General features: G+C 34.5%; 24 protein-coding genes. 10 read left to right on the top strand and 14 right to left on the bottom strand.

Annotated elements, in window-relative coordinates:
• The 9 genes from AB8B65_RS01285 to AB8B65_RS01245 all read right to left on the bottom strand — a co-directional run.
• On the bottom strand, nt 1–791 hold a 791-nt coding region (locus tag AB8B65_RS01285; RefSeq protein ID WP_405298981.1), incomplete at its 3' end, for a serine hydrolase domain-containing protein.
• A gap of 119 nt (nt 792–910) precedes the next feature.
• On the bottom strand, nt 911–1,720 hold the full coding sequence (locus tag AB8B65_RS01280) for a LytTR family DNA-binding domain-containing protein (RefSeq protein WP_405298980.1): 810 nt from the start codon (nt 1,718–1,720) through the stop codon (nt 911–913).
• A gap of 10 nt (nt 1,721–1,730) precedes the next feature.
• Nucleotides 1,731–2,963 carry an ATP-dependent Clp protease ATP-binding subunit ClpX gene (gene clpX, locus AB8B65_RS01275; RefSeq protein ID WP_405298979.1) on the bottom strand — a complete coding sequence of 411 codons (1,233 nt, stop codon included), beginning with the start codon at nt 2,961–2,963 and terminating at the stop codon, nt 1,731–1,733.
• A gap of 28 nt (nt 2,964–2,991) precedes the next feature.
• Nucleotides 2,992–3,684 carry an ATP-dependent Clp endopeptidase proteolytic subunit ClpP gene (gene clpP, locus AB8B65_RS01270; protein WP_405298978.1) on the bottom strand — a complete coding sequence of 231 codons (693 nt, stop codon included), beginning with the start codon at nt 3,682–3,684 and terminating at the stop codon, nt 2,992–2,994.
• Between the two features lie 78 nt (nt 3,685–3,762).
• Entirely contained in the window at nt 3,763–5,091 is a 1,329-nt protein-coding gene (tig, locus tag AB8B65_RS01265; protein ID WP_405298977.1) for a trigger factor, read from the bottom strand.
• Between the two features lie 233 nt (nt 5,092–5,324).
• A complete protein-coding gene (locus AB8B65_RS01260) occupies nt 5,325–6,839 on the bottom strand; it encodes a G-D-S-L family lipolytic protein (RefSeq protein WP_405298976.1) in 1,515 nt (504 codons plus the stop codon).
• Between the two features lie 19 nt (nt 6,840–6,858).
• A complete protein-coding gene (locus AB8B65_RS01255; protein ID WP_405298975.1) occupies nt 6,859–8,112 on the bottom strand; it encodes an OmpP1/FadL family transporter in 1,254 nt (417 codons plus the stop codon).
• A 127-nt stretch (nt 8,113–8,239) separates the two neighbouring features.
• Entirely contained in the window at nt 8,240–9,010 is a 771-nt protein-coding gene (locus tag AB8B65_RS01250; RefSeq protein WP_405298974.1) for an alpha/beta fold hydrolase, read from the bottom strand.
• On the bottom strand, nt 9,010–9,726 hold the full coding sequence (locus AB8B65_RS01245) for a pyridoxine 5'-phosphate synthase (protein ID WP_405298973.1): 717 nt from the start codon (nt 9,724–9,726) through the stop codon (nt 9,010–9,012). Before AB8B65_RS01245 ends, AB8B65_RS01250 begins: the two co-directional genes overlap by 1 nt.
• A gap of 95 nt (nt 9,727–9,821) precedes the next feature.
• Here AB8B65_RS01245 and AB8B65_RS01240 point away from each other — a divergent pair, with 95 nt between their 5' ends.
• From AB8B65_RS01240 to AB8B65_RS01210, 7 genes are all read left to right on the top strand, one after another.
• Nucleotides 9,822–10,478, top strand: coding sequence for an acetoin utilization protein acuB (locus AB8B65_RS01240; RefSeq protein ID WP_405298972.1), 657 nt, complete (start codon nt 9,822–9,824; stop codon nt 10,476–10,478).
• Between the two features lie 3 nt (nt 10,479–10,481).
• A complete protein-coding gene (locus AB8B65_RS01235) occupies nt 10,482–11,366 on the top strand; it encodes an NAD kinase (RefSeq protein WP_405298971.1) in 885 nt (294 codons plus the stop codon).
• 99 nt (nt 11,367–11,465) lie between these two features.
• Nucleotides 11,466–12,152: a DUF6089 family protein gene (locus tag AB8B65_RS01230; protein ID WP_405298970.1), complete on the top strand. Its 687-nt coding sequence runs from the start codon at nt 11,466–11,468 to the stop codon at nt 12,150–12,152.
• Nucleotides 12,153–12,172: 20 nt separating this feature from the next.
• A complete protein-coding gene (locus AB8B65_RS01225; protein WP_405298969.1) occupies nt 12,173–12,913 on the top strand; it encodes an isoprenyl transferase in 741 nt (246 codons plus the stop codon).
• 7 nt (nt 12,914–12,920) lie between these two features.
• On the top strand, nt 12,921–15,542 hold the full coding sequence (bamA, locus tag AB8B65_RS01220; RefSeq protein WP_405298968.1) for an outer membrane protein assembly factor BamA: 2,622 nt from the start codon (nt 12,921–12,923) through the stop codon (nt 15,540–15,542).
• Between the two features lie 46 nt (nt 15,543–15,588).
• Nucleotides 15,589–16,497, top strand: a complete 909-nt coding sequence (locus AB8B65_RS01215; protein ID WP_405298967.1) for an OmpH family outer membrane protein — start codon at nt 15,589–15,591, stop codon at nt 16,495–16,497.
• Nucleotides 16,498–16,541: 44 nt separating this feature from the next.
• Nucleotides 16,542–17,054 (top strand): OmpH family outer membrane protein, encoded by a 513-nt coding sequence (locus AB8B65_RS01210; RefSeq protein WP_405298966.1) that lies wholly within the window; start codon nt 16,542–16,544, stop codon nt 17,052–17,054.
• A 145-nt stretch (nt 17,055–17,199) separates the two neighbouring features.
• Here AB8B65_RS01210 and AB8B65_RS01205 read toward each other — a convergent pair whose 3' ends face one another.
• Nucleotides 17,200–17,898 carry a hypothetical protein gene (locus tag AB8B65_RS01205; RefSeq protein WP_405298965.1) on the bottom strand — a complete coding sequence of 233 codons (699 nt, stop codon included), beginning with the start codon at nt 17,896–17,898 and terminating at the stop codon, nt 17,200–17,202.
• A 148-nt stretch (nt 17,899–18,046) separates the two neighbouring features.
• Nucleotides 18,047–18,280 (bottom strand): hypothetical protein, encoded by a 234-nt coding sequence (locus tag AB8B65_RS01200; RefSeq protein ID WP_405298964.1) that lies wholly within the window; start codon nt 18,278–18,280, stop codon nt 18,047–18,049.
• Between the two features lie 212 nt (nt 18,281–18,492).
• Here AB8B65_RS01200 and murI point away from each other — a divergent pair, with 212 nt between their 5' ends.
• Nucleotides 18,493–19,272 (top strand): glutamate racemase, encoded by a 780-nt coding sequence (gene murI, locus AB8B65_RS01195; RefSeq protein WP_405298963.1) that lies wholly within the window; start codon nt 18,493–18,495, stop codon nt 19,270–19,272.
• Here the strand turns inward: murI and AB8B65_RS01190 are convergent.
• The 3 genes from AB8B65_RS01190 to AB8B65_RS01180 form a co-directional block, all read right to left on the bottom strand.
• The gene (locus tag AB8B65_RS01190) at nt 19,269–19,796 is read right to left on the bottom strand and encodes a gamma carbonic anhydrase family protein (protein WP_405298962.1); all 528 of its coding nucleotides are present in this window, start codon (nt 19,794–19,796) and stop codon (nt 19,269–19,271) included. The two genes, murI and AB8B65_RS01190, sit on opposite strands and share 4 nt — an antisense overlap.
• A gap of 263 nt (nt 19,797–20,059) precedes the next feature.
• Nucleotides 20,060–20,791, bottom strand: a complete 732-nt coding sequence (locus tag AB8B65_RS01185) for a LytR/AlgR family response regulator transcription factor (RefSeq protein ID WP_405298961.1) — start codon at nt 20,789–20,791, stop codon at nt 20,060–20,062.
• Nucleotides 20,792–23,029, bottom strand: a complete 2,238-nt coding sequence (locus tag AB8B65_RS01180; RefSeq protein ID WP_405298960.1) for a tetratricopeptide repeat protein — start codon at nt 23,027–23,029, stop codon at nt 20,792–20,794.
• Between the two features lie 208 nt (nt 23,030–23,237).
• Here AB8B65_RS01180 and AB8B65_RS01175 point away from each other — a divergent pair, with 208 nt between their 5' ends.
• Nucleotides 23,238–24,254, top strand: coding sequence for an SIMPL domain-containing protein (locus tag AB8B65_RS01175; RefSeq protein WP_405298959.1), 1,017 nt, complete (start codon nt 23,238–23,240; stop codon nt 24,252–24,254).
• 97 nt (nt 24,255–24,351) lie between these two features.
• Nucleotides 24,352–25,406, top strand: a 1,055-nt coding sequence (locus AB8B65_RS01170; RefSeq protein WP_405298958.1) for a VWA domain-containing protein, incomplete at its 3' end; no start/stop codon positions are given.

Genomic DNA, 25,406 nt, shown 5'->3' with positions numbered 1-25,406 from the left:
GTTGCATTGATTCCGCAAAACGCTTTAACCATTTTGTTACGATCGCTATCTACAGACCACGTTGCATTTGACGTCATTCCAAGTGGCTTCCATAGTTTTTCAGATAAGTATTTTTCTACTGGCATTTTTGTTACACGTTCTAAGATTACACCTAATACTTGCGTATCAATACTGCGGTAGTTGAAACGTCCTGGCGCTTCTTCAATTGTCATTCCGTGCGTTATTTTTGAACGAATGTTGGTTCCGTAATATAAACGTGCCATTCCTGTAAATGGATTTAATCGTGGATATTCGTCAAATTTGATTCCGCTTTGCATGTTTAGCAAGTGTTTTACGGTGATTTTTTCAAAATCCTTGTTCTGCTTCAACAATTCCGGTAAGTACGTTGTAATCGGCTCATTTTCGTTTAACAAACCTTCTTCTTGTGCAATTCCGACCAAAGCAGATACAAACGATTTTGCTACCGAAAAAGACGTGTGTAATGAGTTTTCATCATATTTGTTAAAATACTTTTCGTAGATAACCGTGTCATTTCTGATGACCATGAATGCATTTGTATTACTTCCTTCTAAACTTTCATCTAAAAAAGAAGCCAATTCTGCATCTGTTTTTTCAGCAAATATAAAATCATTTACTCCTTTTTCAACGGTTACTTTTGGTTGCCATTCATGATCGGTTACATCTGCTTGTCCGTGTGCAATAGTTCGGTACACCATGGTACAACTTTCGCAATAAAAAGCAGTTATTATTAATAATGTTAGGGCGAATACTCTGAATATTTTGTTTTGCATAATGAACTATTTTAGTTGTTTTTGACAGTTCAATATTCCGACATTTCCTCAGTGTTTACAACTATTTGTGGCGAATGAATCGATTTGAGTGGTGAAAATTTTTCGCTTTGGCGAACGGTTTATTCTGCGGGATTAATGAATTTTTCTACCAATGCCTTTTTAAACGTTTTAGAAACAGGTATTTCTGTTACTCCAGGTTTTAGCAGTAAGATTGTTTGCGAAGATTCACGTTTCCACTCTAAAAAATGTGTTGGATTTATTAAGAACGAACGATGCGTTTTTAGCAAGAACGGAAATTCGTTTTGTAAGACTGATATTTTGTTGCGAAAGAGTTCATTTTTTAATTCACCTTCTAACAGATAAAATACTTTTACATAATTGTTAGCCGATTCTATATACACAAGTTCCGCAGCTTTTATGTGCAAAACTTCCGCTTTGTTTTCGCCTTTAATAACGATTGTCGGCACTGTTACTACTGATTGCGTTGCTAACTTGGTTTTATCACCCATAATCCATCTTAAAAAGATCATTACGGGAAGCATGAGAAACATCGTTGGAATGACACGTTGCGAAAAGAAGAAACCAAATTCGTAGGTATTTGGCTCATTTGGCAATAGAATAAACTTGAAAAACAGAAAACTGGTGATTCCGGATAATAGCAATAGGGAAATAATGAGCGACACTTCATGCTGCCAACTCCAAGACTTGCGAATGGAATATAAAAGATATTGCACAGGAATTAGCAAGGTGTACGTTAGCACACCAACAACGCTGTATCCAAAAGACGCAAAGGCGCGCTCGTTTGGACGTAATTGATACATATCAAACGGTTCTACAAAGTAGAGAAATAGAAACAACCAAAGTCCAATAAAAAATCCAATCAATAATTGTTTCTTTATTGATTGGACGTAAAAATTCTGTATGTGCATTATCGTTGTTTTATGATACTGCTTTTAGTTTTTTAATCGCTACTTTTGATAGCTTCTTTTCAGCATATGCTTTGCTGATTTTCAATTCTTTTTCATCCGATCCTGGTAAGTCAAACATCGCATCCGTTAAGATGGTTTCACATAATGAACGTAATCCACGTGCACCAAGTTTGTACTGAATTGCTTTTTCCACGATAAATTCCAACGCGCCTTCCGTAATATCAAACTCAATATTATCCATAGAGAATAATTTTTTGTATTGTTTGATGATTGCGTTTTTTGGTTCTGTTAAAATTGCTCTAAGCGTATTTGCATCCAGCGGATCCATGTGTGTTAATACAGGCAAACGACCAATGATTTCGGGAATTAAACCAAAATCTTTTAAGTCTTTCGGAATGATGTATTGCAATAAGTTGTCCGTATCAATTGCTTCTTCATCTTTAGAAGCACTATACCCAACTGCTTGCATGTTTAATCGACGTGTAATAACTCTGTCAATACCATCAAAAGCTCCACCGGCAATGAATAAGATGTTTTCTGTATTCACTTCGATAAATTTTTGATCGGGATGTTTTCTTCCACCTTTTGGCGGAACGTTTACAACAGTTCCTTCTAATAGTTTTAGTAAGGCTTGCTGTACACCTTCACCAGAAACATCACGTGTGATGGATGGATTATCACTTTTACGAGCAATTTTATCTATTTCATCAATAAATACAATTCCGCGTTCCGCTTTTTCCAAGTTATAATCTGCCGCTTGTAATAAACGTGTTAGGATACTTTCTACATCTTCTCCTACATAACCAGCTTCTGTAAGTACCGTTGCATCAACAATTGCCAATGGAACATTTAGCATACGCGCGATGGTTTTTGCCATCAAGGTTTTTCCTGTTCCTGTTTGTCCAACCATGATGATATTACTTTTTTGAATTTCAATATCGTCATTTGTTGGTGCTTGCAACAATCGTTTGTAGTGATTGTATACGGCAACCGACATTACTTTTTTTGTGGCTCCTTGTCCGATGATAAATTCGTCCAAAAAGGCTTTGATTTGTTTTGGTTTACGAAGCACCAATTCAGACGACAATTCATCATTGCTTGACTGTTTTGATTCTTCGAGAACAATCCCGTGGGCTTGTTCAATACATCTGTCGCAGATATGTGCATCCAAACCTGCAATTAGCAGATTGGTTTCTGGTTTTTTTCTACCACAGAATGAACATTCTAATTCTTCTTTCGCCATTATTGTTATTATTGACTTGCGCAGAGATTTATTCTCTTACAAGTATTTCGTCAATCATTCCGTATTCTTTTGCTTTGTCAGCTTTCATCCAGTAATCTCTGTCTGAGTCATCATATACTTTTTCGTATGATTGTCCTGAATGTTTTGAAATAATTTTATATAATTCTTCTTTTAATATTAAGATTTCTCTTGCTGTGATTTCAATATCACTCGCTTGTCCTTGTGCGCCACCAAGTGGTTGGTGAATCATGACTCTTGAGTGTGTTAACCCAGAGCGCTTTCCGGCTTGACCGGCACATAGTAAAACGGCTCCCATAGAAGCTGCCATACCTGTACAAATTGTTGCTACATCTGGCTTGATAAACTGCATTGTGTCATAAATTCCTAAACCAGCATAAACGCCTCCACCTGGAGAGTTGATGTAGATTTGTATGTCTTTCGACGAGTCTACACTTTCCATGAATAATAGCTGCGCTTGGACAATGTTTGCGACTTGATCGTCAATTCCTGTTCCTAAAAAGATGATTCTATCCATCATTAAACGAGAGAATACATCCATTTGCGCTACATTCATTTGACGTTCTTCAATAATATAAGGTGTCATTCCTACAGGGTTTGAAAATGCTGATGGAGACATACGACTTACGATTTTATCGTAATACATATTATTGATACCGTGATGTTTAGTCGCGTATTTATGAAATTCTTTTTTATAGTTCATTTCGTGTCTTGGTATTTTTTTGATTAAAAAAGGCGTTAAAATAATATTTTAACGCCTTAAATATAAGTATTTTATTTCTTACTGACTATCTCCGTATACTTCTTTAACGAAGTTTTCGTAAGTAACTTCTTTCGTTTCTAGTTTTGCTTTTTCTTTGAAAAGATCTAATAATTTTTGACTTAACAACTGATCTGTTAATCTACGAACTTCATCTTGGTTAGATAATATTCGTGCTGCAATGTCTTCTAACTCTTGATCGCTAGGGTTCATTTGTCCAAATTGTGCCATTTGCACTTTGATCATTTGCTTTGCAAATTCTTTTAAATCTTCGAACTGAACTTGCACTTCGTTATCTTTTACCAATCTATCTTGGATTAACTGATAACGCAGTCCTTTTTCAGATTTTGAGTATTCTTCTTCGGCTTGCTCTGGCGTTAATTCTTGCTCACCTGCAGATTGAATCCACTTTTTTAAGAAACCAGCTGGTAAATCGAATTTTGTATTTTCAATTAAACCTTCTGTGACGTCGTTTAGTAAACGTTGGTCAGATTGCTGTACAAATTGTTTTTCAGCATCTTCTTTGATTTTTGTTTTTACTTCGTCTAAAGAAGTTACATTTCCTTCTCCGAATAACTTGTCAAACAGTTCTTGGTTTAATTCTGCCAATTCTCTTGTGTTTGCTTCGTTTAATTTGAAAGAAACTTCAACATCTAAATCGTGAACATCATCATGAGCAACTTTTAGGAAGTTCATTAAATCATGGTCATCGTTGAATAATCCTTTTGTTTTTAACGTTACCGTATCACCAACTTTAGCACCAACAAATTTGTTAAGGTTTCTTTTCCCTTTTAGTTTATCTAAGCTAAATGTAGCGTTGTTTTCAATTTCTTTTTCTTCGTTAGAAAAGACTCCAGTTACTTCAGATTCTTCAGTTACTTCATCTTGACTAATTAATTTTCCATATTGCTTACGAATGTTTTCAACCTGACCATCAATCATTTTGTCATCCGCTACAATATTGTATTGTGTGATGGCATTTCCTTGTAGGTCTACATTAAATTCTGGCGCTAAGCCTAATTCAAATTCAAAAGAAAAAGATTCTGCATCCCAGTCAAACGCTTCTTGCATTCTTGGCAATGGATTTCCAAGGATATCTAGTTTTTCTTCTACTAAATAGCTGTTTAAGCTTTCTTGCAAAAGTTTGTTTACCTCATCAACTAATACTGCTTTTCCGTATTGTTTTTTCACTAATCCCATAGGAACGTGTCCTTTTCTGAAACCAGGAATGTTTGCAGTTTTTTTGTAATCTGTTAAGATTTTAGCCACTTTGTCACTGTAATCTTCTTTTTCAATGTTTACGGTAACAACTGCATTTAATGCATCTATATTATCTCTTGTTATATTCATCTTCCTTATTTGTGATATGAAATTTGGTGTGCAAAAGTACGTTATTTTTAAAAGCGAATCAAGTTTTTAAACAATTGTGTATCAGTTTATTTTTACTGCAATTACAGAAATTTTGATCTGTTTTATTTGCGAGTTGATTTTTTTATCTAAAAAGTTAGTCGTATAAAAACTTTAAAACATAAAAAAGCACTGATTTCTCAGTGCTTTTTTATGCTATATAATTTTATGTGTTTTTAGTTCGACGGAACCACGGTAACTCCAGGATAATATCCTGCAACTACTCCTGGTACATTTGAACCATATTTTTCATTGATTACTCTAATAAATTCGTCTGCTACAATTGCATATCCTCTTGAGTTTGGATGTACACCATCTAAAGAGAAAACTGCTGTTGATATTGCATCACTTGAACCATCAAAGTAGTTGTTTGTATAAATTTGTCCATCAGTTGTACGCAACCCAGAAACTAATTCCTCTAATTTTACTGCCATGTCAGCTACTGCTAAATCATTTGCTGCTGCAATAGAAACAATTGCATTATTATATGCTGCTGTTGCATTTCTTACTAATTGAGTTTCTGTAGCAGTTAATACCCAGTTATCAGCCAATGGAACACCAACTCCATTTACAGAAGCAGGATTTGTAGGATCAGCTAATGTCCCTAAAATTCCAGAAGATGGTAATATTAGTAAATCATCTACTGTCGCCATTCTATAACTTGGAATTCCAAATCCAGTAAGATCTGTTAGATCTTCATCTACAATTACTACTGCATTTTGACCTGCTGAGAAAGCTATTGTTCTTTGCGCTACCTCATCAGCAGTAATTAATCCGTTTCCTGCTGCAAATTGTAATCCTCCATTATATGTTGCATATCCACTATTTGCAAACGCTGCTGTTTGCGCATCTAAAGGAATTGCATTGTAAGGAACTGTTGTAAAATAAGGAATAGATGTTACGTCTGGCAATGTAGCTACCACACCTTTTGCTCCGTTTGCAGTTAATGCATCAATTAGCGATTGGTATGTAAAAGCAAATACTCCAGGATCTGTAATGTCGTTGAAACCATATGATAATACATTTTGATTTCCTGTTTGATCAACTCCTGTTCCTCCTGAAGTTGCAAATGATAAAATATCATTATTTCCAATCCACAATGCAAAGAATGTTGGATTCAATGAAGTTGCATCTCCAATTACTGTAGCATTAGGTGCTGTAGCGTGTCTTACATAGTAAGGGTTTGCTGCTCCGATAGCAAGGTTAGAAATGTCTCCATATCCTGGAAAACCTAAGTGAAATATTTTTGCTCCAGGAATTCCCATATTGTTGTATGCTGTTTCTTGCAATGAAGAAACTTCCATTGTCGGTGCAAGATTTAAGCTTTCTGGTCTTCCTTGACTTGCGTCAATTACCAAACGTGTATCAAATCCTGGGATTGGTGTTCCGGCTAGTAAAAATCCTCCTGTATCATTTACATCATCATCGTACGATGGTTGTGTAAATGTTCCTCCACCAGCAAAAGCAAATTGTTCTGCCATGATGTTTGGAAAAGAGTTTTGTTGTCCGCTTCTAAATACTGTTCCGTCTTGAAAACCTGCTGTTAGTGAGTTACCAACTGCAACAAACGTTGAAAAATCGGCTGATCCACTTGTGTATGTTCCGCTTTCGTCAATTGGATTATCAAATTCTGGTTCACAGGCAAATAATCCTAAAGCTACTACTGCTATATATTTTATATTTTTTTTCATCTTTTACTGCTCTTTGATATTATAATTTGTACGACACTCCGATTCCTGCTACTAGAGCATTCGACTTATATTCTCCTCCAAATGACAAACGTTGTCCTGCTTCTACAAAACTATCGTACGAGTTAGCAACTTCATTAGAATGTACATATAATACAGAAGCATCAATTGCCCATCTAGTGTTTAAGTCATAAGAAAAACCTGCTGTAAAGTTTACTGAATCAGGTCTTGGTGTTTCTGGCGCGAAGAATCCATCTCTAATAGGAGATTCGTCATAGTAAAAACCTGCTCTCACAGTTACTTTTTGAGTCGCTTCATATTGTGCACCAATTTTGTAGATAGATGAGTTTTTATAGTTTCTTGGGTTTCTTGACAATCCAGCTGAATTAAAAAACTGCACGTCTAAAGATTGATAAGCATCCCAAAATGTTCTTGTATAATCAAAAGCTACCAACCATTTATCTGAAGGCTTAAACGAAGCTCCAAAAGTTAATTCGGCTGGCAAAGGTAAAGATGCTGTAAAGTCACCATCAGCAAAACCTGCCGCTAAAGCTCCTGGTAAATTTTCAAAATCTGCTGTTCCGTCACCTCTTTCTACATCCATGTTTATTTTTGAACGATAGTTGAATCCGATATTAAAATCTTTTGCTGGACGAAACATGGCTCCAATTGTATAACCCCAAGCGTTAATTCCTGTAGCATCAATAGTTACGTTTGAACGATTTCCGCCTTCGTCTGTTAAACTTCTAGATAGGTTTCTGTTAAAGTTTACAGCTCCTGTTACGTAAATTGGTCCACCACCAATACTTAATTTATCAGATAATTTGATCGAAATTGTAGGCTGAACAAATATTGCTGATAATTCAATGTTATTTACTAAGTGTGATCCTTCCCAGTCAGATGGCCATTCTACTCTACTTCCGTAAGGCGTGTATATTGCGATACCCGCAGATAACCAATCGTTAATTTTATAAGCTCCATACGCATAGAATGGAGTTCCTAATGGATTGTCAGTTTCTGATGAAAATCCAAATTCTTTGTTTTGATATGATGTATTTGAAAATACAGCTGCTGCTCCTAGTGATACGTTAAGCTTTCCATCCAAATATACTAAACCTGCAGGGTTAAAAAATGCTGATTCAGCACTTGTTACTACTGCAACTCCCGTATGTCCCATTGCCAATTGCTTGTGACCTTGTACTCCGACTCTATATCCTCCTGCATACATTACCGAAGCCGAAAACGCGATGGTCAGTACCATTAATAGTTTCTTCATAATAAATAAAAATGTTGATTTAAGGTTAATTTTTTGTAAAATTAAAGCATCAAAATTAGTATAAATTATGATAAATACAAGGATTAAACGAATTTATTATGCACTCATAGTAAATTTAAAGCAATTCTTAAGAATTCAAAAAAAGCAAGGTTTTTTCAAAAAATTCTTTGGGATTTTCAGCATGCAACCAATGCCCCGCATTTGAAACTTCCTGAATGCTTGCGCTTGGAAAATGTTGGTGTATTAATTCTTCATCACCTATAAGAATATACTCTGATTTATCTCCTTTCAGGAACAATGTTTCTTTTTTATAGACAGAGAATGAAGAAAGTGATTCGCCAATTTCTGCTACATTTTCAACAAGCGCCTCTAAATTGATACGCAATCCTAATGTCTTATTTTCTTGCCAATATAAGTTTTTGAGCAAGAATTGACGCGTACCAAAATCGGACACGTACTTTTTCATACGATCTTCTGCATCACCTCTACTGGTTAAGGTTTCTTGGTTAATTGCCGCTAAACCTGCTAATATTTGTTCGTGATGTGTTGGGTAGAATTTTGGACCGATGTCAACAATGACTAACTTATCAAGCAGTTCGGGATAGTTCATTGAAAATAACATTGCTGTTTTTCCGCCCATGGAATGTCCTATTAATGATATACGTTCTAGTTGATGATGCTCGCAGTAGCATTTTATATCTTCCGCAAGGAGATCATAATTAAATTCATCTGAATGAAAACTACGCCCGTGATTTCGCTGATCGATTAAATGCGCTTGAAAACCTGCAGCTGCAAATTTTTTTCCGAGCGTTTTCCAATTATCAGACATTCCCAAAAAACCATGTAGAATTAACAGCGGTTTTCCTTCGTTTCCAATGATATTTGCGTGTAAAATCATTATTTTAATTTGTTTAGGTACATATTTACAACGTTTTCCACACCTAAGTATATAGATTCTGCAATGAGTGCGTGTCCGATAGAAACTTCCAGCAAGTTTGGAACTTCTTTGGCGAAGAATTGTATGTTTTCCAAACTTAAATCGTGTCCTGCATTGACACCAATACCCAATTCATTGGCGCGTGCAGCACAATCAATATAAGGCTGAATGGCTTTTGTGTTTCCCAAACTGTATTGATGCGCAAACTCTTCCGTGTACAATTCAATACGATCAGTTCCAACGGCTTTTGCACCATCAATGATTGTTAAAATGGGATCGACAAATATAGAGGTACGAATTCCGTTGTTTTTAAATTCTGTAATTACTTCCGTGAGAAAGTCTTTGTGTTTGATGGTATCCCAACCTGCATTTGAGGTAATAGCATCTACAGCATCTGGCACCAACGTTACTTGCGTAGGTTTTACTTCCAACACCAAATCCATAAATTTCTGAATCGGATTTCCTTCAATATTATATTCTGTGTGTACAATTGGTTTTAAGTCGCGTGCATCTTGATACCGAATATGTCGTTCGTCTGGTCGTGGATGAATTGTGATTCCTTGCGCGCCATATGCTTGCACATCTTTTGCAAATTTTACCAAATTAGGAACATCGCCACCACGCGCATTTCGTAGCGTAGCAATTTTATTAATATTAACACTCAGTTTCGTTGTCATTGTCATCTATTTTTTAGCTGAGCACAAAAATACAAAGTTAGCATGCTTAGAAGTAGTTATTTTTAATTAATTTGCGCCCTTAAATCTTTTGTTCTATGAATATTGCACAATATATATTGAATGACGTTACGCCATTATCTGTTGATAGTGCTGTAAAAGAAGCACAATTGGTTTTTAATAAACTTACATTTTCTCACATTCCTATCACAGAAAACGGAGTCTATTTAGGATGCATGTCCGAAACAGATTCACATTGTTTTGAAGCTGATAAACCAATTAGCGAATGTCGGTATGCGCTAGAGCAGTTTTTTGTACGAAAGCAAACCAATTGGATTGACGTACTAGAAGCATTTGCTCAGAATTCATCGAACATTATGCCTATTTTGAATGAAAAGAACGATTATATAGGCTATTACGAGTTAAATGACATTATTAGTATTTTTAATGATACGCCATTTTTGCATGAACTCGGAAGTGTTTTAATTGTTGAAAAAGGAATTAAAGATTATTCTTTTAGTGAAATAAGTCAAATTGTAGAATCGAACAACGCACGCATGTTAGGGGCTTTTATCTCAAAGACAGAGCGCGATGTGGTTCAGGTAACCATAAAGTTAAACAATGTAGGCTTAAACGAAATTGTACAGTCTTTTAGAAGATATAGTTATAATATTGTTTCTGAATTTGCGGAAGACACCTATATTCAGAATTTAAAAGAGCGTTCAGATTACTTAGATAAATATTTGAATATTTAGGTCATGAAGATTGGTATTTACGGTCAATTTTATCACAAAAACTCAGGTGAGTATATTACCTATTTGTTGTACAACTTACAACAGTATGGTGTCGATATTTATATTGAGAAAAAATACTATGAAATTTTTTCAGAGAAAATTCAGGCAAAAGAAACTTATAAAACGTTTGAATCTTATGATGATTTAGACGAATCATTCGATTTATTTTTTAGTATTGGTGGCGATGGAACTATTTTAAGAACTATTACGCTTGTGCAAGATTTAAACATTCCTATTATAGGAATCAATACAGGGCGACTTGGTTTTTTAGCAACGATCCAAAAAGGAGAAATTCAAGAAGCAATTGCTAAAATTGTTAAAAAAGAATACACTATTATTGAAAGAAGTGTACTTGCCGTTGAAACATCTCCAACAAATGATGATATTTTAGAAATGAATTTTGCCTTAAATGAAGTTACGGTTGCCCGAAAGGACACAACTTCCATGATTACGGTAAAAACACATTTGAATGACGAATATTTAACATCGTACTGGGCAGATGGTTTAATTGTAGCAACACCAACAGGCTCTACAGGATATTCGTTGAGCTGTGGCGGACCAGTAATTACACCAAATAATAATAATTTTGTGCTGACGCCAATTGCGCCACACAACTTAAATGCACGTCCGTTAGTAATACCTGATCATACTACCATTAGATTAGAAGTGTCGGGACGTGAAGACAAACACCTTATTTCTTTAGATTCGCGCATAGCTACGGTAAACATAAATAGTGTCATTACTATAAAAAAAGCACCTTTTACTGTAAAGCTTGTAGAACTTGAAGGGCAGAGTTTCTTAAAGACGCTTCGGAAAAAGCTTCTTTGGGGCGAAGATAAACGAAATTAAAAGCAATAAAACCCTGCAAATTATGTTTAAATGCCATAGGTTTATTTTTCAATTGCCTATAACAAAAGAGAATACTATATTTGCAAACTTTTGATACCTATGAGAAGACTCGTTATACTATTGGTTAGTTTTACTTTAGCCCAAACCCTAAATGCACAACTCCACGAAATTGGAGGGTACATTGGCTATAGTAATTTTATTGGTGATGTAGGATCAACACAATATATTAATCCGACACATTTGGCGTATGGAGCTATATATAAATGGAACAGAAGTGAAAGACATTCCTTTAGAGCGTCTATCACACAAACTAAATTAGAAGGACAAGATATTAACTCTGATGATCCATCAAGAAAATTGAGAGGATTGGAGTTTTCAAATACAATTACGGAATTATCAGTAGGTATTGAATTTACGTTTTGGGAATTTAATTTACATGAAACTGATGCGCAAGCTGCACCATATTTATATACAGGTGTTTCCTATTTTAGTTATGACACGCTATTTTTGGATGATGGAAAAATTATTCCGTATGGTGACGACAATGCTTTTGCCATTCCGATGGTATTAGGATATAAAATGACCATTTCGGATAAATGGATATTAGGATTAGAGCTTGGTGCTCGTTATACGTTTACAGATGATTTAGATGGAAGCAACCCTGTTAACGACAAAGAAGATTTTGACAATTTGAAGTTTGGAAATATAAATAGTAACGATTGGTATATGTATACGGGAATTACCCTAACCTATACTTTCGGAAAAAAACCCTGTTATTGTTACTAGTGTAGCAAGCAAAAATACGAATGAGTTTAGAGGAGAAAATACAGAAAGACTTTTTGCCGAAACATTTAGCCATTATTATGGATGGAAATGGTCGTTGGGCAAAACAAAAAGGAAAACTTCGTGTATTTGGTCATGAAAATGGAACTAAATCAGTACGACAAATTGTTGAAACCAGTGCCGAACTCGGTATTGAAAATTTAACATTATATGCGTTTTCTACCGAAAATTGGAATCGTCCAAAATTAGAAGTAGATGCATTGATGCGTTTATTGGTTTCTTCTTTACGAAAAGAACTAAAACTACTACTCAAAAACAACATAAAACTACAGGCTATTGGCGCATTAGATACGCTTCCAAAAAGAGCCAAAAGAGAATTGTTTGAAGTTATAGAAAAGACTAAACACAACTCTCACATGACATTAACACTAGCATTAAGCTACGGTTCAAGAGAAGAACTAAAAAATGCTGTTAAAGAAATATGTTATAAAGTTAAAAATAATATAATTTCTTTGGAATCTATTGACGAATCCATTATTAATCAGCATCTTTACACGCAAGATTTACCGGATGTAGATTTACTTATACGTACTAGCGGAGAACACCGTATAAGTAACTTTCTGCTATGGCAAATTGCGTATGCTGAATTATATTTCACCGATGTATTATGGCCAGATTTTAGCAAGGAAGATTTATATGAAGCGTTGATTAATTATCAAAATAGAGAACGAAGATTTGGAAAAACAAGCGAACAAATTAATTAGAATTTTAATGCAAAAAAAATACCTAAAATCATTATTGCTATTATTAGTACTGTTTTGCAGTATTGCCTCGTATGCACAAGAAACTACTTTTGATAAAGGAAAGAAATACACTATAGGCGGCATTAAAGTTACTGGATTAAAAAGTTATAACGAACAAACCGTTATTACCTACACTCAGTTACGTGAAGGACAGGAAATTTTAGTTCCTGGAGAAGAAATTAGTGCAGTTATAAAAAAACTGTGGGGATTAGAACTTTTTAGTGATATCAACTTCTATATAGAACGTACCGAAGGAGATAAAGTATTCCTAGAATTAAACATTCAAGAATTACCTACATTATCTAATGTAGAAGTTCGTGGTTTAAAGGAAAGCAAAGCTGCTACTGTGATCAAAGAAACCGAATTAAAGAAAGGAAAGAAAGTTACAGAAAGTTTCTTAGCAAATACTAAAAACTACATTCAAAACAAGTACAAGAAACAAGGATTCTATCGCACAAAAGTAGACATTACTACAAAGGAAGACACCACTAACAACGCCAAAAACAACATGAAAGTGATTGTGAACGTTGATCGTGGTAAAAAAGTGAAAGTAAAAAATATCCGTTTCTCAGGAAACAAACAATTCAAAGACAAAAAGTTGCGTGGAGCAATGAAAAATACGAAAGAGAAATTTCTATTTCGCATCTTTAAATCTTCAAAACTTATCCCTGAAGACTATAAGGAAGATTTGAATTCAATTATTGAAAAATATAAAGAAAATGGTTTCCGTGATGCCCGAATTATTCGTGATTCAATTAGCTGGAACGAAGACAATACTTTAAATATTGACATCACACTAGAAGAAGGAAAAAAATATTACTTTGGTGATATTACATTCTTAGGAAATACGGTGTACACAGACAGACAATTAAATAGTTTGTTAGGAATTAAAAAAGGAGATACATATAATGGTGTCTTGTTAGAAAAACGTATTGCTGACGAAACAGATCCTGATGCACAAGATTTAACAAACCAGTATCAAAACAATGGGTATTTATTCTCGAATATTAATCCAGTTGAGGTTTCTGCAAAAAACGATACTATTGATTTCGAAATTCGTATCATTGAAGGAAAACCTGCGTATTTCAACAATATCTCGGTAGTTGGAAACGAAAAAACAAACGATCACGTAATCTATCGTGAAATCAGAACAAAACCAGGAGAGTTATATAGTAAAGACAAAATTATCCGTACCATTCGTGAATTAGGACAATTAGGATTCTTTGATGCAGAGCAAATTAAGCCAGAAATCAAAAATCCAGACCCTAATAGTGGAACTGTTGACGTTGAATACAGCTTAGCAGAACGCGGAGGAAGCCAAATAGAACTTCAAGGTGGTTACGGTGGTGGAGGTTTCATTGGAACCTTAGGATTATCGTTCAATAACTTCTCCATACGAAACTTATTTAATGGTGATGCATACAAACCATTACCAACGGGTGATGGACAAAAACTAGCATTGCGTGCGCAAGCAAGTAGATTTTTCCAAACGTTTAGTTTCTCTTTTACAGAACCATGGTTGGGCGGAAAAAAACCAGTACAATTTACATCGTCATTATCACACACAGTTCAATTTTTATTCAACCCACAAACAAACAGTGCTGATAAAGACAGACGTTTCTTAATTACAGGACTTTCTATAGGATTGGCAAAACGTTTAGCTGAACCAGATGATTATTTTGTATTATCGCAAGCATTAAGCTTTCAGCATTACAACTTAAAAAACTACAACACAGGACTATTTACTTTTGGTGATGGATTCTCAAACAACTTATCATATACAGCTGCATTATCGAGAAATTCATCGGGTCCAAACCCAATTTACCCTAAGCAAGGTTCTGAATTTACTATAAGTGCAAAACTTTCCTTACCTTACTCGCTGTTTAATAACGTAGATTATGGAAATTTAGAAAATCAAGCAGATTTTCAATTAAAAGATGCAAATGGTAATTTCTTAAATGCTAATGCAAGTTTACCCGGAGAACCAGCAAATTTAGGTCCGACATTAGAACCAGGAGAAACTTCTATAACAGATACAGGAAAAGTTGATCAAGAAAAATTCAAATGGTTAGAATTTTATAAAATTAAATTTAAAGGTGCTTGGTATCAAAGTGTTGCTGGAGATTTAGTTTTAAAAACAGAAGCTAATTTTGGGTTTTTAGGAGCGTTTAACAACGATAGAGGGATTATTCCTTTCGAAAGATTCTTCGTTGGTGGAGACGGTTTAGGTAACTTTAGTTTGGATGGTAGAGAGGCAATTGCATTGCGTGGATATCCAAATCAATCACTTTCTGATTTAGATGGAGGTACTATTTACAATAAATTTTCGTTAGAGTTACGTTATCCGATTACATTAAAGCAAACAGCTTCTATTTATACACTAGCATTTTTAGAAGCAGGTGGCTCATTTAATTCGTTTAAAGAATACAGTCCATTTGAGTTAAATCGCTCAGCTGGTGCAGGATTACGTATATTTATGCCTGCATTTGGATTGTTAGGTATTGACTTTGGGTATGGATTTGATCCAATCCCAGGAACTACGCAACGAAACGGATGGGAAACACACTTTATTATCGGACAACAATTTTAAGTAATTTAATTTTGGCACGATATTTTCTATTAACAAACCGACAGACATGAAAACTAAAGTTCTTTTTTTATTAACAATGCTTCTCACACTATCTACCGTAAATGCACAAAAACGTGTAGGTGCAAAAGTTGGCTACATTGATATGGAATACATTTTAGAAAACGTAACGGCATATCAAGAAGCAAACACACAATTAGAAGCAAAAGCACAACGCTGGAAAAACGAAATTCAGAAAAAGCAAAACGCAATAGATCAAATGAAAAAAAATCTAAGTGCAGAACGTGTTTTACTGACCAAAGAATTAGTGGACGAGCGTGAAGAAGAAATAGAAATCTTAGAACAAGAATTGCAAACATACCAACAAGATCGTTTTGGTCCTTTTGGAAGTTTAATGGCACAACGTCAAAATATGGTAAAACCTATTCAAGACCAAGTGTTAACAGCAGTTCAAGATATTGCAAAAAAGAAACGTTACGATTTTGTGTTTGACAAATCAGCTGATGTAGTAATGTTATTCTCTTCAAAGAAGTTTGACATAAGTGATCAAGTGTTACGTGTGATCAATAGAGATGAAAAACGTAAAGGTAGAGAAGACAAATTAAGAAAAAAACAGAGTGATACATCTAAATTTGAAGATGCAGACACTGTAAATGAGCCTAATCCTGAAGTAGAAGCTAAAAAGAAAGCTGCAGCCGAAAAGAAAGCGGAACGTCAAAAAATATTAGACGAGCGTAAGGTAAAACGTGAAGCAGATCGCGAAGCAAAGAAAAAAGCGTACGAAGAAAAACGCAAAAAACTTGTTGAAGCACGTGAAGCTAAAAAGAAAGCTGCGGAAGAAAAACGCAAAAAACGCGAAGAAGACAGACGTAAAAAAGCAGAAGAGCGCAAGAAACAACAGGAAGAAAAAAGTAAAGAGAAAGAAGAAAACGGCGAAGGTGCCGGAAACGGAAAATAACAACAATTAATATAAATAACACTTAAAGTAAATAATTGAAAATCATGAAACAAATGAAAAAGCTAGTTGCAATTGCAGTACTATTTTTCGGAATGGTAAGTTTTACAAATGCACAGACAAAAGTTGCCCACATTAACACGCAACAACTGATTAGCTCTATGCCGGAAATGAAAGATGCTAAAGACGAGTTTGACAAATTACAACAATCATTAGGAGCTGATATTCAAGCGTCAGTTACTGAATACAGAAATAAATTAACTCAGTACACAAACGAAGCTCCTACAAAAACAGATGCTGAAAACGATTCTAGAAAGAAAGAATTAGCAGAATTAGAAGCTCGTATTCAAGAAGCACAAGCAGCTGCACAAAAAACAGCAGAGCAAAAATATATTGACTTAACAAAGCCAATTCAAGAAAAAGCATTGGCTGCTATTCAAAAAGTAGCAAGAGCACAAGGATTTGCTTATGTACTTGACGAAACGCCAGGTTCAGGTTTATTACTTGCTGACGGAACTAACTTAATGGATTCTGTTAAGAAAGAATTAGGTATCAAATAATAAAACTACTTTGATATACCACAAAAAACCGCCTATTCGGCGGTTTTTTTTATACTTCATTTTTACAGAAGTTGTAGTCAAAAAAGCATCCAAAAGTAGCTTTCTGTCTTCAATGATTTAGCTATATAATTTCTTCCAAAAACAATTAAAACCAAGTATACGTGATAACTGTATTCTTTTTATATCTGTATAAAATAGTCATTCCTTGCCCTACTGAATTAGTTGTTTCTTGATCTCCAGGATGCTTCAATTGATAAGCTCTAAAAGGTGATGTTGAATTGAATTCACAAATAAGATATTCAATATTATTACATGTATTTTTAGTTCTTCCAAAAGTTGTTGTAATTCCATTGGCATTCACATTATCAACTTGATAATAACTAAATGTTCTTGGAAACCAACGACATAAATTAATCCCTTTACTCATATCTTCTTCCTCTATATTTGAAACTAATGAATAACTACCAACCTCATCTTTAAAATCAGTATCTACAACCGTTAATCGAACTGCTGGTTGTAAATTTTCGTAATTATCTTGAATCGCTATAGATTCCGATCTGCTATAATTTAGATTGAAAGTTTTCTGCGGAACTTCACTGTGAACTAGCAACTCATAAGCTTCTAACGTATGCGGCGTTAGTAATTTATCTTCTTTACTGCTTACAAGTAAAGTAATTGAATTTCTACCTGATGCATCTGTAATCACTAACTGTTTTTCATAAGTAACAGCCGCTTCTTCCTCATTATTTTGTACTGAATCATTTGTACAACTGCTCAAAGTAACTAGTACAGTAAGGACACTTGCAAGTACATTAAACGTATAATTTAATTTTATTTTTTTCATTTTCATAGTTTCTAAATTTAAAAAGGGTTCGAAAATTGTTTTTAAACTCGAAAAACTAGCGAACCCATACTCTATTTTTCAAATTGCTTTGCATGGTTGTTGTCAAAAAAGCGATTCAAAAGAAACTTTCTGTCTTCAATAATTCAGATTAACATCCGCCATGACAGGTTCTACAATGCAAAGGATCGCTTAAAGGATGATTATTAGTTGCGCAGTTATTAGTACCACAGGCATTTGTTCCGCAATTGTCTGTTCCGCAATTATTGGTTCCGCAAAAATTAGTTCTGCATTTAAAAGTGATATAACCTCCTTTTATTTCTCCTAAGTTTGAAACATTGGTTTTGCCTAAGCTTAGTTTGTTTTGAAATTTTTGTTTTTTCATAATAAATGTTTTAAATATTAATTATATCAAATGTATCACGGATCAACACACTATAATTCCTACAATATGTAGTATTTTACTAAAAATTGAGTTCTATCAAAGAAAAACAGTCAAGAATAGATAGTGTACTTTATTTTGAAATTTCCTCAAAAAAAATCGCTGCGTACACAAATCATTTAGACAACGTATATTTTTTACTTATTTTTACAACTATGAGCAATTCCCCAATTGGTATTTTTGATTCTGGCGTTGGTGGCACTTCAATTTGGAGAGAAATTCACAAACTCCTGCCGCACGAAAACACAATCTATTTAGCAGATAGTGCAAACGCTCCGTATGGTCCAAAGGGAAAAGAAAAAATTATAGAATTAAGTGTAAAAAATACCGAATTATTACTTGAAAAAGGCTGTAAATTAATTGTAGTTGCTTGTAACACTGCTACGACAAACGCGATTAAACATTTGCGTAAAAATTACAACATTCCGTTTATAGGAATTGAACCTGCCATAAAACCAGCCGCTTTACAGACGAAATCCAACACGATTGGCATTTTGGCAACCAAAGGAACCTTATCGAGCGAATTGTTTCATAAAACAACCGATTTGTACGCTAGTGGTGTAAATGTTATTGAACAAGTTGGTGAAGGTTTGGTACCTTTAATAGAAAATGGAGCAATTGATTCCCCAGAAATGGAAAAACTGCTAAAACAATACTTAGCACCAATGATTTCTAATAATATTGATTATTTGGTTTTGGGTTGCAGTCACTATCCGTATTTAATTCCGAAGTTACAGACGTTGCTTCCCAAACATGTTACAATTATTGATTCTGGAATTGCCGTAGCACGACAAACACAAGCTATTTTGGCGTATTATAACTTGTCTGCGCAAGAATTGAATCGTGGCGATTGTATTTTTTACAGCAATGGAAAACCTGAAATTTTACGTGCTATTTTAAAAGATAATTTTACGGTAGAAGCACTCGATTTTTAATCGTCAGATTCATTTTCTTTAAACCAACTCGAATATTCCACATAATTATCTGCAATACGATTGATTTCTCCAGAAACGAGTTCGTCGCTAATATCTTTTACTTTTTTCGCTGGAACGCCTGCATAAATACTTCCCGATTTTACATGTGTATTTTTTGTTACAACTGCGCCAGCCGCAATAATACTGTTACTTTCTACAATACAATCGTCCATCACAATACTTCCCATTCCAATTAATACATTGTCATGAATGGTACAACCGTGTACAATGGCATTGTGTCCGATAGAAACATTATTTCCAATAGTTGTGGGTGATTTTTGATATGTTGCATGAATTACAGCGCCATCTTGCACATTCACTTTATTGCCCATTTTTATATAATGAACGTCTCCGCGAATCACTGCATTAAACCAAACGCTACATTGATTTCCCATCGTAACTTCGCCGACAATTGTAGCGTTTTCCGCAATAAAACAATCGTTTCCTACTTTTGGGTGTTTTCCGTTAATGGTTTTGATGATCATGGGTTTTTGGGGTTGTTTTACTTTTCGTTTATTCGTTTATTCGTTTATTCGTTTATTCGAAAATACTTTTCTGTGTAAACTTCCAAACGTCACTTCGAGTGAATTTGTGTAACAAATTAGTATCGAGAAGTACTTTAAAATCGTAGGTTTAAAAAGAAACAGATTACTTCGTCGAAACTCCTCGTAATGACGTTTCAAACATTTTCAAATTCAACTTCAAATTCAACTTCAACTTCAACTTCAACTTCAATTTCAGCTTCAACCTACTTAAAATACGACAATAAATTCGCTTTTTTAGTAGATGAAACTAAAACTTCTTTTCCGTTACTCAATACTACGCTTCCACCTTTTCCCTTTCGGTATTTTACGACTTCGTTTACATTGACTAAGTACGATTTGTGCACACGCGCAAACGGATATTGACTTAACGCTTCTTCAAAGTATTTCAACGTTTTACTGACAACAATTTTTGAATTATTAACGTAAATTTCCGTATAATTGTCGTCTGCCTTACAATATACAATTTCCGCCACATTTAAGACTTCAAAACCGTCTTGCTGCGGAATGGTTATTTTACCAATAATCGTTTCAATATTGGTTGTCAACACAGCGTCTTCCATGCGTTCTTCTTTACTTTTCACCGAAATTACATGATCAACCGCTTTTATCAGTTCATCTATAGAAATTGGTTTTAGTAAATAATACGACGCATGACTATTTAGTGCTTCAATTGCATAATGATCATAAGCCGTTACAAAGATAGTTTCAAACGAACGATCGCCTACTTTTTCGAGCAAATCAAACGCATTTCCAAAAGGCATTTCAACATCTAAAAACACCAAATCCAATTCGTTATTTCGAATCAAAATGAGCGCATCTTCAATATTAGAAGCTTCTCCAATTACGTTTACATTCGGACAATATTTTGCGACATATTTTTTTAGAATTTCTCTACTAATTTCTTCGTCTTCTACAATAATGGTTTGTAATTGCATTTAGTCTTTTTTAAGCGTTAGTATAACTTTAGTTCCTTGTCCATCTTCAAAAACATCCGACAGCAAAACATCTACTTTATCTTTGTACATATCGTTCAATATAGCAATACGTTTTTTAATATTCCCCATACCTTTCGATTTTTGTCGCAGTTGATTTTTGGTTTTCAATTCCATGGAACGTTTACGACCAATTCCGTCATCTTCAATCGTAATTTCGAGTATTTCATCGGTCTTCGCCGAGATGGAAATATGCAACATTCCTTTTTCTTCCTTATAACGCAATCCGTGCCAAATAGCATTTTCAATATACGGCTGCAATAACATCGGCGGAATTTGAAAGTCAGATACTTTCAATTGTTCGTCTACGTCAATTTTATAATCGAACTTATCTTGAAAACGCATGTGTTCTAAACGCACATACAATTCAAGAAGTTCTAATTCTTTTGATAACGGAATAAAATCTTCATCCGAATTTTCCAAAACGGTTCGCATTAAGGTTGAAAACTCAGATAAATATCGGTTTGCATTTCGTTCATCATTGAGCGCAATATAGTTGTTTACCGAATTTAACGCATTAAAAATAAAGTGCGGATTCATTTGCGTACGCAACGATTTAAGCGCTAATAAATTGTTCGCCAATTTTTGTTGCCTACTGTTTCTATATAAAAGATAAATGGTGACTGCAAGTAAAATCATTCCAAAAATAAGCGAATAAATAGTGTACAATTGACGTTTGTTACTTTCTTCCACCAACTGTTGCTCTCGCTTGTAACTTACTGTACGTGAACGCTCAAGCTTTCGCTCAGCTTCCAAACTCATAATGCGCGTTTGTTTTTCCCGAATGTTTTTGCGCAAACGACTTGCTTGCGAAATCTCTTGTTCTTTGCGCAACGTTAATTCGTTTACCAATTCTACATATTCTTGAAACGTTGTGCGCGCTTCATCAAATTCCCCAAGCGATTCTAGGGTTTCCGACAATTTTCGAGTCGCATCTTTGGCAACAATTAAATCATCTTTTGTATTGGCTTCGGAAGCACTTTTCTTAAAATACGGAAGCGCTTCATCGTATTTTTGTTGTTGTAAAAATGCATTTCCAATTTTATAATTAATTCGCTGCGAACTTACAATCACAGAATCTTGCAAAGGTCCTTTCGCAACTTGTGTATCTGATCCAGATTTTTCTAAATCTTCCAAATTCTTTTTTCGCAACTGAATTTCTTTGTCAAAGAAATTGTTAGAATTGTAAAAATCCGCCACACGATCTTGCTCTACAACAGCACGTTTTAAGTTTTGATTTTGCGCTAAATTCAACGAATTTGTATAGTAGCCTTCTGCAATATTCGTTTTTCCCGAAGCTGCATAATTATCTGCTATTTTGGAGTTTAAATCTGTAATTTTTGGTGCAATCAAATCTGTTTTAGCAATTTCTAAACCTTTGTTATAATTTTCGAGTGCAACATCGTATTCTCCCAACGCTTTGTAAGCATCACCCAAACCTTCATATACCGTTATTTGTTGATATCGAGACAAACTATTACGTAGAATTCGTTTGAACGATTTTATAGCTTCATCATAATCTGCATTGAGCAATTGTGTCTTTCCAAGCGAAATCCACAAACGCGCTGTGCTGTATGCATTCAGCGCAATTTTATAGTTGCTAATTGCCAAATCGTACTGTTTCCAATACACATACACATCTCCTAATACTTCATACGAATCTGACAATTGTTTTTCGTCCGTATCATCATATAAATTTTCGAGTGCTTTTTCTATGTATTGAATACTTTTTTCAATGTCTTTCTTTTTAAAGATCACCGCAGAATCCAACATAATTTTATGCTGTGCTAAGTTTGATTTGGATTTACTTTTTGATGCGCGTCCTTTATTACTGTCTTGTTCTAATTCACCAAAACCATCGACTAAAACCACAATAGATTCATCGCTAGAAACGACATGAAACTTTTTTCCAAAACTAGGATGTTCAATCACTAACTGATCGCCCACACTGGTTCTAATCGTAAAACGACCAAAAGCATTTGTTTTTGCCACATCGCCACCAACAACACGTATGGTTGCATCTGTAACTGGCGAACGGTTTTCTTTGCCTCTAATTTCTCCTCGCACCACAAAAAAAGTTCTTACTTCTTTTAGTTCTTCCGATTTGTTTTGGGATACAATATCTTGGAACGAAAGCAAGCATAGAAACGCGAATATTATTGTAAGCTTATTTTTCATCATTTTCATTAAGAATGATAAACTTACGCACTTTCATTGATATACTAAAATGTGTACTGTGCTAAAAGCTCGATTTTGAATGCTTTTCGGCGGTTTTTTTCTAGTTTCTCTCACGAAAAGAATCGGTTTACTCATTGAAGTCTATTGTTGACTCATTGGCGGTTTTTTTCGGATTTCTTTGCGGGTACTTTTAAGCAAAATTTAAAACCAGATGAAAAAAATAAATCTTTTACTGTGCCTGTGCTTTACCCAGTTTATCTTTGCACAACACAAAGGGAATTACGATGCAAACATTCAAATATCCAGGCGAAATATTGCTACTGGAAATGCGCAAGTGTATGGTCCGCAATCTCCAAAAAGCAGGAGAAATGTAAATCCTAGCGCTAATATTGTTATTGATGTACACGCGTTATACAATGCAAAAGCAACTTCGTACACTGCCATGTTCAATATTTCACAAATTGGACCAACTGCCGAAGAAACACACAATTTAGTCAATGAACGTATTGATAATGTACGCAAACAATTACTTGCTGCCGGAATTAAAAAAGAAGACATCGCTATTGATGTAATTTCGTTTGTGCCTGTGTACGAAATTGAAGTACAAAAGAAACTATTTAGCACGAAATATAATGAAGTACCTAAAGGTTTTGAATTGCAACAAAACATTCATATTCAATTTAAAAAAACGCAACAGTTTGAAAAAATTCTTGCTGCTTGTGCTGCCAATGAAATTTACAATTTGGTGAAGGTTGATTATTTTATTGAGAACATTCGTGAAGTCTACAAAAAACTACAAACTTCATTAGTTTCATTAATTAAAGAAGAAAAAGAGTATTATAAAATTTTAGGTTTCGATTTGTCGAATTACAATGCAATAATGGCGGATGATAAATATTGCTACTTCCCAAAAGATTTTTATCAAAATTACCAAGCATATAACAGTGTTTCGTTTGAAGCTTTAAAGAAGAAAAAAGGCGTTACGAAAGCTAAAAAACAGACTTCTTACTACTACCAACCCGTTTCTACTGAAAATTACGATATCGTATTGAATGCGGCAATTTTAGAACCTGTAGTGCAAGTTGGAATGCAAATTAAGTTAGTGTATTCGCCAAAGCCAAAAGAGCAAAAGCAACCGCCAAAAACTGAAATTAAAACAGAACATAAGTATTACGTTATTTCTCCAGATGGTAAAATTGACGTGAAGGAATTAAAAACGAGTAACTAAATAACCATCATACCAAAAAACCAAATTAAAGCAAATTGTTGCACTTAAACAGGAATGCATTTTTTATTAAAAGAACGCATTCATAAAAAAGAAACAGATGAAAACACTACATGTATTTTTAGTAAGCACATTATTGATGGTGATGTCTTGCAAAGGAAACTCAAAAGCAGATACGGCTTTATTGAGCGAAACCGAAACAGAAACAGCGATAGCAACTAAAGTGCTTGAGACGAAAAAGAAAAACACGATTAAAGTAGCGTTGTTGCTTGATACTAGTAATAGTATGGATGGATTAATTCATCAAGCAAAAGCACAATTGTGGGAGATTATTAACGAGTTATCATACGCAAAATGCGGAAATGACAAACCAACATTGGAGATTGCTTTGTACGAATACGGAAACGACAATTTACCATCGCAAGAAGGCTATATTAGACAAGTTTTAGGATTTAGCAATGACTTGGATGAAATTTCTGAAAAGCTATTTTCATTAACCACACGTGGTGGAAGTGAGTTTTGCGGACACGTGATTCAGACTTCATTAGATCAGTTAAATTGGGGAACAAACCCAAAAGATTTGAAACTTCTTTTTATTGCAGGAAACGAACCGTTTACACAAGGAAATGTAAGTTATAAAGATGCTATTACGAACGCTGCTGAAAAAGATGTGGTGATTAATACGATTTTTTGTGGAGCCTACGAACAAGGAATTTCGGGCATGTGGAAAGATGGCGCTGTGCTAGGAAAAGGTGATTATATGACCATTGCACACAATAGAAATATTATATATGTACAAACACCATACGATAAAAAAATCATGGAATATAACACACAATTGAACAAAACGTATGTTGCCTATGGAAGACAGGCAGAGTATAAAATGATGCAACAAAGTACGCAAGATAAAAATGCAAATTCTATTAATGAAGAAATTGCGGTAGACAGAGCAGTTTCTAAAAGTTCAAGCTTTTACACAAATTCTTCTTGGGATTTGGTAGACGGAATTGCCAACAATTCAGTAAAACTAGACGAACTGAGCGATAGTGAGTTGCCAAAAGAATTGAAAGGGAAATCAAAAGAGCAAATTTTAGCGTATGTAAAGAAACGACAAACAGAACGCAAAGATATTCAACGTAAAATTCGTGAGTTAGA

The sequence above is a fragment of the Kordia sp. genome (genome assembly GCF_045105435.1).
Classification (GTDB): domain Bacteria; phylum Bacteroidota; class Bacteroidia; order Flavobacteriales; family Flavobacteriaceae; genus Kordia.
Note: the sequence above shows the minus strand (reverse complement) of the source record. Positions and strands in the feature narration are given on the sequence as shown.